This is a genomic window from Luteolibacter sp. Y139, assembly GCF_038066715.1.
In the GTDB taxonomy this organism is placed as follows: domain Bacteria; phylum Verrucomicrobiota; class Verrucomicrobiia; order Verrucomicrobiales; family Akkermansiaceae; genus Haloferula; species Haloferula soli.
In genome coordinates, this window is sequence record NZ_JBBUKT010000001.1 from 385,671 (window position 1) to 398,709 (window position 13,039).

Sequence of the window (13,039 nt, forward strand, 5' to 3'; positions counted from 1 at the left end):
TTCATCTAAGCTTTCAGCCAGCAACGGGCCTCAGCCTCTTGTCCGGTTGAAAAATATTCGATCGGGAAGGGCCGCGACCCTCTGGCGGTGAACATCATCGCCAGCACTTCCCAGCGCACATCGGCGACCATCGCCATCTTGTGCACCAGCAGCTCGTTCGCAGTCTGGAAATTGATCGACGCCCACTTGTCGTCCTCGGTCCAACCCTGGAAACGGTCGGCGAGGACCAACAGGCAACCACCACCCCATTCCGCAAGGGGCACCGCTGTCTGCCGATGAACTTCCGCGAGTTCGTCCGGGGACAGCTTGCCCGTCACTTCGACGGTGGCGATCCCATCGAAGGCGTCGATCAATTCGGCGCTCATTGCAGATTCTGATGGAAAAATCGGTCAAGGTTCAGCGGTCGCCGGATTCTCGTCGGTCGGAATCGGCGCGGGACCGAAGATGCCGCTGAAGACCGCCTGCATCGCCGTCTCCATGAAGAGCGGCTTCACGGACTCCTTCGCGAGTTGTTCCGCACGCGCTTGCAGCACCTTCACCTTCTCCGGCTGCTTGTCGGCCAGGTTGGTCGTCTCGTTCGGATCCTCCGCGAGATTGAAGAGCTCCACGGATGACGGCAGCATGTTGCGCCACACCAGCTTCCAGTCTCCTTGCCGAATCGCCGCGCGGAAAGGCTCGACGTTGTAGACGACCTCGTCGCGTCCGGACGGCTTTCCTTCGGCAATAGCAGGCCAAACGTCGATGCCATCGAGCGGCTTGCTCTTCGCGGTCGAAGCACCGGCCACCTCCGCCAGCGTCGGAAGCATGTCCACCACGTGCATCACTTGCTTCACCTCACCGGCCTGGATATGGCCCGGCCAGTTGGCAAAGGCCGGCACCCGGGTGCCACCTTCATAAAGCGTGCCTTTGCCAGCCTTGAGCGGACCATTGTCGCAAGGAACTGTCTTCACCTTGCTCTCACCCGTCATCGCGGCGTCACGAGTGCCACCATTGTCGCCGTGGAAAACGATCAGTGTGTCCTTGCGCATCCCCTTTTTGTCGAGCGCCTCCAGCACCTTCCCGATCTCATCATCCATGCAAGTGATCTGGCCCGCGTAGGCACGCTTGGTTTCGTCGGCGATGTTCTTGTAGCGATCCAGATACTCTTTCGGCGCCTGATACGGTGCATGCGGCGCGGTGAAGGCGAGGTAAAGGAACAGCGGCTTGGAAGCATCGTGACCGCCGATGAGCTTCACGGCATCCTTCCCCAGGAGCTGCGTGACGTAGCCCTCTTCCTTCACCGGCTTGTTGTCGCGCTGCCAATCGAGCACGTCATGAGCGGAGTGGGTGAAGTAATCGATCTCACCGAGAACTGCCCCGTAGTGATAATCGAATCCACGCTGCCGCGGCCAATACTTCTGGTCGGCATGGCCGAGGTGCCACTTGCCAATCATCGCGGTGGAATAGCCAGCATCCTTCAATGTCTGCGGTAAGGTATACTCGTCCGTCGCCAGGCCATAGGTCCCCTTGCTCGGGATCACGATCGTCTGCAGACCGTAGCGGAAGGGGTAGCGCCCCGTCATCAGCGCGGCCCGCGTCGGCGTACACATTGGCTGGACATAGAAGCGCTCGAGCCGCGCTCCCTCCGCAGCGAGCTTGTCGAGATTCGGCGTCTTGATCTCCTCTGCTCCATGGAAACCCACATCCTTCCAGCCGAGATCATCGGCCACGATGTAGAGGATGTGCGGGGCAGCCGCGTGAACCTTACAGGAAAGGAAAGCGCACAGAATGCCGAAGAGAAGGGCGGGGAATGACCGGATGCGTGGACTCATCATGGGGAGAATAGGATTTCTAATACTGCCAAAAGCGTTCTTTCCCGGCTATCCGTTTTGCGCACAATTCCACCGTGGCCCGACTCCCCTCGCCCGCACTTCCCCTCCGCCATTCGCGGCGCGTCATCACCGAGCCGGATGGCTTCGGCGACGCAGTCTCGGGGATCGAGCTCTCGGTGGACTTCCAACGGCGCCAAGAACGGGCCTCGCAGGTGGAGCAATTCCAGAGCCCGGCCTGGGCACTCGACTTCGGCGAGGCAAACGTCCGCACCCGGGTCCGCGGCGTGTTGGCCGGCGGCTGGGGATCGTTCTGCTTCGCCATGGGACCGGGCGAAGCGATCTGGAACGGCGAGGCTGCCGCGCCCGGAACCATCGCCCTGCTGCCTCCCGGAAAAGAAGTGGATGGCCGCACCGCCGCGGACTACGAGTGGCTCACCGCCGCCGTGCCGGCAGACGTTTGGAACCGCTGCCTCGCCCTCGCTGGACGGCAAGAAGATGGCCCGGACCGGCTCACCGTCTGTCGCCTTCCCCCATCTGTGGCGGAGCGGATCAAACTCCGCCTCCAGGAATGCCGCGCACTTCTCAAGGGCGCGGCCACCCCATGGCTCATGGATCAGGTCGCTGAAGCCGTGACCGACTCCTTCACCACCGCCTGCGAACTTTCCGCGGGTGCGGAGCCAGCCACCAGCTCCATGCGGAACCGCGCCCGTCTCGCCCGCCGCGCCGAGGCATGGATGCGCGATCACCTCGCCGAGCCGGTGCAAGTCCCGGACCTCTGCCTCGCGCTGCATGTCAGCCGCCGCGAACTCGAGTACGCCTTTCGCTCCGTCTTCGATCAAAGCCCGCGCGATCACCTCGAAACGCTGCGCTTGAACGCCATCCGCCGCTCCCTCCTCCAAGGCGACGGCCACCGCGAAACGATCATCGCCATCGCCTACGCTCACGGCATCCACCATCTCGGCCGCTTCTCGGCAAGCTACCGCACGCTCTTCGGCGAGAAGCCGAGCGAGACACGGCGCAGGTGACAGTGCGGGCAACATTGGATCTAACAAAACTGTCCGGCGGCTGATCGGAGTTGGTCCCGCCCTCCCCCGGGAGGACGGGACCGTCCGGGCGCAAGAACGGCTTGCTCCGGAAAATCGGGATCGATCAGTTGCCAGTTCAGCGTTGATAAATTTCAGGGCGGAAAGGAATGAATACGACCTTGGGCCTAGGCAGCGTGATCCAGCACGCGCCGCACGGCATCGAGGAACTCGTCCTCATCGAAGGGCTTGTGGAAAATCGCCACCGCACCACCCGCCAGGAAGCGCGCATCGATCTCGGGATCCGTGGTGGCGCTGATCATGATTAAGCGGGTCTCGGGCGAAAGCGCTCGCAAGCGCTCCTGAACCTGCAGGCCGCTCAAGCCGGACATCATGAAATCCACCACCACCAGCGGCACCGGATGATCGCAGGCATGCCGGATGAACTCAGCTGGGTTTCCAAACGTGCGTACCACATAGCCCTCCGAGCCGAGCAAGCGGCCGAGGGATTTCAAAACGGCGGGATCGTCATCCACCACACACATCGCCGGATCGTTCGGCATGACATCACGATGCCGCGCCGCCCGGAATGCCGCCATACCACCATCGGCCTATGCCGATGAAGCAGGTGACTTACGCCAATTCGCTCTTCCTCGCCGGCTCGATGCCGGCCTGCTGCGCGAGCCTTACCATGTCCGCCACCGCGGTGATGCCGAGCTTCGTCGTGATGCTTCCGCGCTGGATCTTGATGGTCTTCTCCGATGTCCCGAGCTCCGCGCCGATCTGCTTGTTGAGCAAGCCGGAGATCACCCACCGGAATACTTCCATTTCACGCGGCGTGAGCTTGGCGAGGCTTGCCAGGGCTTGCTTCCTCACTACCTCGTTCCGCTCGCGATTTACCTTCGTCGCCTGCCAATCGGTCGCGCGCTGGATGGCGCGTGCCACCGCCTTGAGCAGGGCATCCTCGGTGAAAGGCTTCTGCAGGAAATCCACCGCGCCATTCTTCATCGCCTCCGCACACATCGGCACGTCGCCGTGTCCGGTGACAAAAATGATCTGCTCGCCCAGGCCACGCTCCGCCAGCGCCTGTTGGAGTTCCACTCCGCTCATGCCCGGCATCTGCACGTCCAGCACCACACAGGCCGCGGAAGAGGGAGCCGGACTCTCCAGATAGGAGGCAGCCGAAGAGAATGTGGCCACCGCGTATCCCTCCGTTTCCAGCAAGCGAAGCACGCTGCGGCGCACCGAAGCGTCGTCATCAATGACCATGACATGCGGCAGGGGGAAGCTCATGCGGGCATCTCCCTAGCGGCCGGCAGGCGGAAATGGAAGCACGCACCTCCGCCATCCGCGGCATCCACCCTCAGCGCCCCGCCATGCGCCTCCACGATCCCGCGCACGATAACCAGCCCCATGCCCAGGCCATTCGGCTTGCTGGTGTGAAAGGGCTCGAACCATTTCTCCGCACCCTCCGGCGGCAGCCCGGGACCATGATCCCGCACACTGACGCGGACCGCCGACTCGCCTTCCGACTCCGTGCGTAGAATCACACGCCGGGTCACGCCTCCGGGCAACTCGCTCGCCTCGAAGGCATTCATCAGCAGATTCAAGAGCACCTGCTGGAGCTGCACCGGATTCGCATTCACCCATGGCAAGCTCGCTTCCGCCTCCGCTACCAACTCGCAATCCCGCACCAGCGCCTCCGCCGCCACCAGCCGCTGCACGGTCGCTACCAGGGCATTGAGATCCACCGCCTCACGGGGACCGTGATCGCGCCGCGCCATGCCGCGCATTCCGCGGATCACCTCGCCCGCCCGATGGGCATCGTCGACAATGTCGGTGAGAATCTCGCTGAGTTGATCATCGCTCGCCGTGCCCTTCGCCAGCATCCGCCGCGCGGCCCCGGCGTTGTTAGCCATCGCTGTTAGGGGCTGGTTCAGCTCATGCGCCAGCGAAGTGGCCATCTGGCTCATCGTCGCCAGCCGGAGAGTATGGGAAAGCTGCTCCCGCTCCTGATGCAGCTCCTGCTCGGTGAGCCGTCTTGCCGTGATGTCGGTGGAAACACCACGCAACAACGTCGCCTGTCCGTGAGCATCCCGCTCGACTTGCCCGGACGCCGCGATCCACCGCAGCGACCCATCCGGCAGCACCGCACGGTATTCCGCGGCAAAAGGCTCAGGCCCCGCGAGCGCGGCATCGATCGCCCGCCGCACCCGCTGCCGGTCATCGGGATGCAGCTTTCTATCGAACCGGGCATAGTCGATGTCTTCGGTCGATTCCACTCCATAAAGCTTTCGCCCGATCGACGACACCCTGATCCGGTCTTTCAAAACATCCCACTCCCACACCGCAATCCCGGCAGCTGAAGCAGCCAGGCTCAGGCGCAACTCGCTCTCGTGCAAATCATGCTCCAGCCGCGAGGCACGCAACACATCGCGGCTCAGTTCGTAGCCCATCGCCAGGGTCATCAGCCCGAAGATCAGGCTCCACACCACCGGTGAATGGATGACCCCGTGGAGCGTCAAGACCGTGTGGGTCATCCCCAGCAGGATGAAGATCGACATGCTCCCGCCTATCCCCAGCGCCCGGCGACGCCCCTCCTTGGAACCACGTTTCCAAAGCGACACCGACGCATCCACGGTATAGGCCAGCCAGAACACGAAGCTCGCCTGGGCCAACCATACCCAGTGGCTGACCACCGCCTCACCGACAATCGAGACTTCATCCCCGAGAAACGGGATCTGGACGAGACTTCTGATCTCCCGGAAATTGATGTTCGGAGTCAGGCAGAAATTCATCACCACGGCGGCAAGCCTCACCCCCAGCGTCAGGCCACCAAGCAAAGGGCGCCCTGTCCCGAAATAGAGCCGCACAAAAACTACCGCTCCCGCGATCGCGGTCAGGCCCGGCACGTGCATCCAGCGCAGCCACATATTGAAAGCCTCCGGCGTGGCCGAGCGCATCATTCCCTGCTCACACACCCCCACCCCGACGACACTGAGCGCCATCAACGCGAACACCAGGCTCGCCTTCGCCTGACGATCGCTGCACCAGACCAGAAAATGCAGGATTGCCAATACGAGGCATGCCCCGGAAGCCGCCGACCAAATGCAGGTAACCCAACTCATGGGGGATGCCGCATGACTAACCGCGAAGCCCGCGGCATCGCAACGGTTTTCCCCGTCCTCACCTGCGATGGGAACGAGAGCACTCCAGACGGCCCGCTCCTATTTCCCGTCCCCCAACAGCTTCCCCAGCTCCACCTCCAGCCGCTCACCCCGGGCATTCGTAGTGACGAGCTTCCCCTCCTTGTTGAAGAGGAACATCGCCGGAATCGAGGTCACCGCAAACTTCCCGCTGAGCGGATTCTGCCCCTCACCGTCATGGAAGTATTGCGGCCACGGCAGCTGGTTCTTCTTCACAAAGGCCTCCAGCTTGTCCTTCGCGTCCGGCTTGTCGAGCGACACGCCGATCACCTCGAAGCCCTTGGCATGCCACGCGTCGTAGGCCTTCTTTACATTCGGAATCTCGGCCACGCAGGGTCCGCACCACGTTGCCCAGAAGTCGAGCAGCACCACCTTGCCGCGCAGCGCCGCCAGATCGACCTCACGGCCATCCACCGCGGTGAACTTCACATCCACCGGTTCGCTCTGTGCCTTGACCTTTTGCAGCTCGCCCTCCGCCCGGACCTTCACCGCTTCATTCGGGCTCGTCGCGAGCTTCTTCCAAAAATCCGCCTCCTTCTCCGTCCCCTGAATCCCGCTCGCCCGCAGCACCGACTGGTAAGCCTGCAACGCCGCGCTGCCCTTCGGAAACTTCGCCGCCAGCGCATCGGGAGATTCCAGCAGCGCCGGGTCCCCACCTTTCCCCGCCCGCAGCGCCGCGGAGATCTGCTGCGCCACATCCAGCGACATCTTCTTCTCCCCCACCTCCCACGGCACGTCAGGCGCCGCCGCCATCGCCGCCACCATCTCGCCCAGCTTCTTCTCCCACGCCGCCTTCGCCTCCTCGTCCACAATCAGGAAGTCCATCGACTTCGCCGGCGGCGCGGTCTCGTAGCCGTCCTTCACCCCGGTGACGAACTGGTCGCGGATCATGCACATCCGCAGCACCGCCGCCCAACGCATCGGATCCTCCGGATGCTCCGTATAGAATTTCATCGCCGCCTCCCGCAGTCTTCGCTCTGCGCCCTGACGCATCATCGCCAGCTCGGCACGCGTCTTCCCTTCGAAATATCCAGCCTGCTGCGGTCCCAGCTCGCGATGCGCCGCATCGATTTCATCGAACGCCGTCTTCGCCGCTTCCGACATCGGAACCGATGTCACCGGAAACATCGGCCGCTCCTGCTGGGCAGGCGCGGACAGGGGCAGGAGCAACGCAAGCAAGAGAGCCTTCTTCATCCACAACGGGATCCACAAAGCCGCCGGATCCTGCAACCCCATTCCTCGCGAAAATCTGCCCTGATTTTCATGGCAGTTTCTCAAACCGTCTTCCGCCCCGGACCCGGCGAGAGAGTCCTCTCCCACCAGGTCCGAAAGCGTGAATCCGGATCACCAGCGATGCTCACTGCCCGGGATGGATGCGGGTGATCTTCGAGCCCTTCAATCCCAGACCCGCCATGAGCCCCTTCTGATTGAAGAAGTAAGCGTAGGTCTTCTTGTTGTCCGCGGTCGCCGTGCTGTATTCCGTGGCCTTCCCGTAATCGAGGACGACGACGGACGGACTGCTGCCGACATCCCAGCCACCGGCCTGATCAAGCTTCGCGACTTCTGCTTTGTTCATCAGGAAGAGCGCATAGCCGAATTTCTGGACGCCCGCTTGCAGGCCGAAGGATGCACCTGCGGTCTGATAGTAGCGGGTCGTCTTGCCGCCCTGAAGCAGGGCTCCGTTGCCCCCTTCGGCACCAAAGATGAAGCCGCCCTTCACGATGTCCGGGAAGACAAGCACCCCGGCAGCCTTGTTGCCAAGTCGGCGCGCGTGCGCGTCTTTTGCATAGAGGCTATTGAGAGCCGCGTGGGAATCGCGGGAGATCTGGCTGCCGCTCGCATGGGAAGCGTTGGCCTGGGTGACGGGTTCGTGGGCACAATTGCTGAGGCCTAGTGCCGACACGGTTGCGAAAGCGCCGAAAGTAAGGCGCCTGATGGTCATTTTCATGGTAGTTTCTTGGTTCGTTGGTTGGGGGGAGCCGGGAAAGGAAAGACCGGGATCATAAGGACAACCGGGAATTCAGGGATTCAGGGAAGGCAGGTGCCGTGGCAACAAACGCTTGAGAAAACCAGTCACCCTCGCTCCGAAGACACGGAGTGCAAGTAGTAGGAAAAGAACTCCAACAGCTCCGGCGACGAGCTGTGTCCCATGCTCGCGCCATACCCGCTTCAGCCACACCCGGAGCGTCACCGGCGGAGGCGGCGGCACCGGCACCTCGAAGGCGTGGGCCTTGAAAACGATCTTCTTCAGCTCCTTCTTCTCCGGATCCCACCACGTCATGGTCAGCGGCGGGATCTCGAAGCGCCCGCCAGCCTTGCAGACGTAGGTCACCGTATCCCTACGCTCCCCGTGCAGGCTCCCCCGCTCCTCGCTGTCCTCCACGACCGGCTCTGCCCTGTAGATCCCCAGACCCTGGACAGGCGCGGGCCTGAAGGGCGGAAATGCCATGCCCGTGACATCGCTCGCCGTCCACTTGAGCGTCCGGACAAAGGCCGCCCCCAGCTTCGCATTCGCTCCAGGTTCAGGCTTCCACGTCTCCTCCATTTTCAAGTCCGTGGAAGTGATGATCGTCTGTCCCGCGCTCGTTCCCGGTGGCCTCATGGCCTTGAATGAAAGCTGCTGCGTCTTCACCGCCTGCTTCACCGTCTCTTTATCAAGCGGACTGCGCTTGAATTCGATCCGTATCTCGCAAGCGGGCACCGTCACCTCTCCCTCCGCTTGCGCAAACAGCATCAACTCGTGCCGCTGGACCGTGTAGGAAACTCCTCCGCTCTCCTCACTCGACACCAGCGGCGAGCCCACCGGTGGCACGATCAGCACACCTGATACTCGCGGGAGATCAAAGGAGGCATTGCCCGCGAAAAACCCGGGCGCAAGCAACTCGACCACCATCGTCACCTTTTGCCCCATCCAGATCTCGCCCTGCTGCTTGATGCTGGTCCGGGCCATCGCCTGCGGCTCCTGTGCCGCTGCCAGAAGCGGAAGGATCAAGCCAATCAGGCATGAGAGCATCGTCTTCATTTCGCACCTCCCGCTGCATTCGCCGCTTCACTCGCCTGCCACGCGAACTTCGCCTTGAGAAATTGCGCCGGAGTCGTCTTCACCCTCCTCAACCACGTGGCTTGAAGGTCGGCATCCTTGCTCTCCCCTTCCATCGGCTTTGGATCCTTCTGCTCGTTGCCGCCCTTGTTGTCGAAGGTGATGCTATCGGGATCATAAGCCTCGGTTGCCTCCTGCTCGCGCTCCTTGTCGGCGATCGTCATCCGGTCGCGCCGCGCAATCGCCACCGCTTTATTATCCATCGCTTCCTTCCAATCCTTCCGAATCCCGAGCGCATGATCATAGAGCCCGATCGCCTTGTCATACTGACCATGCATCAGCCACGCATTCGCCGCGTTGTAGAGACCATCGGCCCCCGGTACCCGCGCAAACGTCCCGGCCGCCGCCTCGAACTGCCCATCGCGATACTGGGCAATGCCGATTCGCATCGAATCCCGGTATGCCTTCGCTGCCTCCGCGAAATGCTTCCCCTTCATCAGCGCATCGCCGCGCTGGTTCGCCGTGCGCCAGAATTCCGGATCGCGCCACGTCCCGATCCCGAGCACCGCCGCAAACACCAGCAATATTGTTAGACACGCCTTCATGATCGTGCGGCCAGGGATTGCATCCAACCCTTGCGAAAGAAGGCTAGCACCAGCAACACCAGCACCGGCGTCAGCCAGTAGCCACTGTCCTGCCAACGGTCGCCACCCTCCATCGGAGCCGCTGCCGAAAACCTGGACGCCCGCTCAAGCCGGTCGATGTCGCTGTCATCCGGCGTCAGCTGGATGAGCTCGGAAGAACCCGACTCCGTGTGCGATCTCAGATCCTTCAGCGCGGCCTCGTCGGAAACGGGAGCCAATACCCGGATAGGCGTATGCGTCTTGGAACGCCACAGCGAAACAGCCGCCACTTCATCCGGCGAAACCTCATCCGTGATCCAAAGAATCGAACCACCACCCACCGTCGCCAGCGTCTGGTCCGCCAGCTTCAGCGCCTCCCCTGCCGCATCCCCCTCCTCCGGCATGATCTTCGGATCTAGCGAACCCGCGAACGAATCGATGATCTCCACATCCACCGTCGGCGGCATCACCAGGTGAGCCGAGCCCGCATACGCGATCAGCGCCGCCTTCGAGCCACCACGCCTCCCTAACAAATCATGCACCTTCTGCACCGATCGCGCGAGCCGGTTCGGCGCGATGTCCTCCGTCTGCATCGACGGCGAAATCCGGATCACGATCGCCAGCGCAGCCACATCGTCCGCAAAGGGCGAGGGTTCACGCTTCCACGCCGGACCGGCAAGAATGATCACCGCCAGCAACGCACTGCCCACCACCATCCACCACGGCCCGAGCCGCCTCTTCACCGCCGTGCCCTGCACCAGATAAGGCAGCAAATGGTCCGCCACGATCCCCCGCCACGGCGTCGCCGCATCCGAAGCACGGCGCAACGCCCACACGATGATTGCAAGCGGCACCAGCGCCACCAACCACCACGGCCGCAGGAAATGGAAGTCACCCATCACACCGGCACCTCCTTCCCGGCCACCGCGCGCTGCTCACGCGACTGCATCGCGCGCCAAGCCAACAGCACCGCAAAGTAAACAAGGGCAGCTCCCGCCCCGATCCCCAGCGGCCAGTAATGCACATCCCGCTTCGGCCGTCGGCTCACCGTCTCCGCCGCATGCGTCTCCAGCGCATCGAGCTTCCCGTAGATCTCTTCAAGCTGCTTCCGATCCGACGCTGCCGAATACACGCCACCCGTCTCCTTCGCCACCGTCTGCAGCGTCGGCACATCCAGCGCCTGCTCACCCGCCGCCGTCGGATCACCGACCGAGACCGTATGAATCACGATCCCCTTCCCCTTCGCAATCTCGGCTGCCTTCGGCGGCGGCACCTGGCTCGCCGTATCGTTCCCATCCGTCAGCACGATCATCACCTTCTGCTTCATCTCGCTTCGGTCGAACATCGTGATGCCGAGCCCGATCGCATCGCCAAACGCCGTCTGCGGCCCCGCCATCTTCACCTGCGCCTCGCCTAGCAGCTGCCGGCACACCGCAAGATCCTCCGTGAACGGCGCTTGAACAAAGGCAGCCGTCCCGAAGAAAATCAGCCCCACCCGGTCCCCCTCGCGCTTCGCAAGGAAACCATCCAGCACTTGCTTCACCGCAGTCAGACGATCGCTGGTCTTTCCCGAGGCATCGGTGAAATCCTGCGTCTCCATCGACCCCGAAAGATCCACCGCCACCAGCAGGTCGCGCATCGGCTTGCTCCGCGACACCGGCGGCTCGATCCACTGCGGCCGCGCCACCGCCAGCACCAGGCAGATCCACAAGAACGGCATCACCAGCTTCCGACCGAGCACCCCTTCCAGCACCGAAGCCCCCGTTCCCGCCCGCTGCCCCGTCAGTTGCGACAGCCGGTCAAGGAACGGCACATGCAAGGACGGCCGCGATTCCCGGTGCGCCGGCAACCACCAGCGCACCACCAGTGGCAGCAGCAACAGCAGGAGCACCCACGGATAGGCGAGCGTGATCATGCCCCCTCCTTCCGGTGACGCTGGATCCACTCGCGGACTGCAGCTTTCAGATCTCCACCTTCACCCGCTGCCTTCGGGTCAAACGCGATGCTCTCGATCGCATTCCCCGCTCCCGTGGAAAACACCGTCATCCCAGCCGTCCGATCCAGGAAGGCAAGCCACTCCTTTCCCGTGAGATGCGCCACTTCCTCGCGCGGCCACACAGCCAATGCAGTACGCTTCAGCAATGCGGACCACTCCGCCGGCTTCGTGTCCGGATCCTCTAACAAATGCAACGCCTCCCGCCGGTAGCGATCGGCCTGCCAGCGGATGAAGGCCTTCGTCAGCAGGGCCAGCATCACCAGCGTCAGGGCCACCAGCACCATCGCCCACCCCGGCGTCGGAGGCCACCACGGAACCGGCGGCGGCACCACCAGATCATGCAAACGCTCAAGACTGGCGGGATCATCGTTCATCGTTCAACGCGTTGTCCTAACAGGCGGCGGATTTGCTTCACCGCATCATCATCCGTACGGACGGGAAACAGCGGCACCTCTCGCTGCAGGAGAAATCGTTTCGCCCGCGCGAGCCGTTGTTGGAAGTCCTCCTGAAATCCGCGTCGAAGCGCCGAAGCCGAGGTATCCACCTCCAACTGCAAATCCCCGCTCGCAAAAACCCGCGGCCCTGCAGCCGGCAGCTCCACCTCCAGCGGGTCGTAGATCATCGCCACCGCCACATCATTGTGCGCCGCGATCCGGCTGAGGATCCCATTCGTTTCCTCGTCCGATCCCCGTCCGTCACTCACCACCACCACGAGCGCATCGTGCTTCACCATCCGCTCGGCCCTGCCGAGTGAGGCATTGAGCATCGCAGGTCCCGCCACGATACCCCGGTCGATCCCCAGCGCATGATTCCGCTCAAGGATCGCGCCGAGAATCCGCATCACCTGGGCGACACTGCCACCACCGGGGACAATGGTTAGATCGGCATCGCCAAAGACGATCGCCGAAATGCGATCCTTCGACGCAATCACCCGCCAGGCCACCATCGCAGCAACCTCGGCTGCCGTCACGGATTTGAAGTTGGCCTTGCTGCCAAAGAACATCCCGAGCCGTTGATCCACCACCAGCAGCACATCCCGCCCACGCTCCTCGGTATAGACCCGCACGTGCGGCCGCTTCGTCCGCGCCGTGACCTTCCAATCCATCTGCCGGATGTCATCCCCCGGCAGATAGCGGCGGATCTCTTCGAAGTTCAGCCCGCGCCCGCGCAGACGCGACGCATGCCGGCCGGACAGCACCGAGTTTGTCGTATGCCTCGGCAAGAGGTTGATCCCGCCGGTCTTGAACCGCAGCCTCATCAGGTCGCCGAGATCGGCATAGACACCCGGAGCCTTCGCAGCCTCCGGCGCTTTCATCGATGGCATCACGGCTTCGTTCATGG

General features: G+C 63.0%; 14 protein-coding genes. 1 reads left to right on the forward strand and 13 read right to left on the reverse strand.

Translation table 11 applies throughout. The annotated features are described in order from the left end of the window. Positions 1 to 5: 5 nt before the first annotated feature. Positions 6 to 365, reverse strand: a complete 360-nt coding sequence (locus tag WKV53_RS01720) for a SpoIIAA family protein (RefSeq protein ID WP_341402614.1) — start codon at positions 363 to 365, stop codon at positions 6 to 8. Between the two features lie 24 nt (positions 366 to 389). Beyond that, complete coding sequence (locus tag WKV53_RS01725; protein WP_375341823.1) at positions 390 to 1,811, reverse strand: arylsulfatase B; 1,422 nt, start codon at positions 1,809 to 1,811, stop codon at positions 390 to 392. A 74-nt stretch (positions 1,812 to 1,885) separates the two neighbouring features. Here WKV53_RS01725 and WKV53_RS01730 point away from each other — a divergent pair, with 74 nt between their 5' ends. After that, a complete protein-coding gene (locus WKV53_RS01730; protein ID WP_341402616.1) occupies positions 1,886 to 2,836 on the forward strand; it encodes a helix-turn-helix domain-containing protein in 951 nt (316 codons plus the stop codon). A 185-nt stretch (positions 2,837 to 3,021) separates the two neighbouring features. Here WKV53_RS01730 and WKV53_RS01735 read toward each other — a convergent pair whose 3' ends face one another. The 11 genes from WKV53_RS01735 to WKV53_RS01785 all read right to left on the reverse strand — a co-directional run bounded on the left by WKV53_RS01735 (position 3,022) and on the right by WKV53_RS01785 (position 13,037). Beyond that, a complete protein-coding gene (locus WKV53_RS01735) occupies positions 3,022 to 3,396 on the reverse strand; it encodes a response regulator (protein WP_341402617.1) in 375 nt (124 codons plus the stop codon). Positions 3,397 to 3,466: 70 nt separating this feature from the next. Beyond that, a complete protein-coding gene (locus WKV53_RS01740) occupies positions 3,467 to 4,126 on the reverse strand; it encodes a response regulator transcription factor (protein WP_341402618.1) in 660 nt (219 codons plus the stop codon). Further along, positions 4,123 to 5,961: an ATP-binding protein gene (locus WKV53_RS01745; protein ID WP_341402619.1), complete on the reverse strand. Its 1,839-nt coding sequence runs from the start codon at positions 5,959 to 5,961 to the stop codon at positions 4,123 to 4,125. The genes WKV53_RS01740 and WKV53_RS01745 overlap by 4 nt, the downstream gene beginning before the upstream one ends. 99 nt (positions 5,962 to 6,060) lie before the next feature. Beyond that, entirely contained in the window at positions 6,061 to 7,233 is a 1,173-nt protein-coding gene (locus WKV53_RS01750) for a peroxiredoxin family protein (protein ID WP_341402620.1), read from the reverse strand. Positions 7,234 to 7,396: 163 nt separating this feature from the next. Then, a complete protein-coding gene (locus tag WKV53_RS01755) occupies positions 7,397 to 7,987 on the reverse strand; it encodes a lipid-binding SYLF domain-containing protein (RefSeq protein ID WP_341402621.1) in 591 nt (196 codons plus the stop codon). A 72-nt stretch (positions 7,988 to 8,059) separates the two neighbouring features. Then, positions 8,060 to 9,031, reverse strand: coding sequence for a hypothetical protein (locus tag WKV53_RS01760; RefSeq protein WP_341402622.1), 972 nt, complete (start codon positions 9,029 to 9,031; stop codon positions 8,060 to 8,062). A gap of 26 nt (positions 9,032 to 9,057) precedes the next feature. Then, on the reverse strand, positions 9,058 to 9,684 hold the full coding sequence (locus tag WKV53_RS01765; RefSeq protein ID WP_341402623.1) for a hypothetical protein: 627 nt from the start codon (positions 9,682 to 9,684) through the stop codon (positions 9,058 to 9,060). Next, complete coding sequence (locus WKV53_RS01770; RefSeq protein ID WP_341403265.1) at positions 9,681 to 10,601, reverse strand: VWA domain-containing protein; 921 nt, start codon at positions 10,599 to 10,601, stop codon at positions 9,681 to 9,683. The genes WKV53_RS01765 and WKV53_RS01770 overlap by 4 nt, the downstream gene beginning before the upstream one ends. Next, on the reverse strand, positions 10,601 to 11,617 hold the full coding sequence (locus WKV53_RS01775) for a vWA domain-containing protein (RefSeq protein ID WP_341402624.1): 1,017 nt from the start codon (positions 11,615 to 11,617) through the stop codon (positions 10,601 to 10,603). Before WKV53_RS01775 ends, WKV53_RS01770 begins: the two co-directional genes overlap by 1 nt. Next, a complete protein-coding gene (locus WKV53_RS01780) occupies positions 11,614 to 12,072 on the reverse strand; it encodes a DUF4381 domain-containing protein (RefSeq protein WP_341402625.1) in 459 nt (152 codons plus the stop codon). The genes WKV53_RS01775 and WKV53_RS01780 overlap by 4 nt, the downstream gene beginning before the upstream one ends. Continuing rightward, positions 12,069 to 13,037, reverse strand: coding sequence for a DUF58 domain-containing protein (locus WKV53_RS01785; protein ID WP_341402626.1), 969 nt, complete (start codon positions 13,035 to 13,037; stop codon positions 12,069 to 12,071). Before WKV53_RS01785 ends, WKV53_RS01780 begins: the two co-directional genes overlap by 4 nt. Positions 13,038 to 13,039 lie beyond the last annotated feature (2 nt).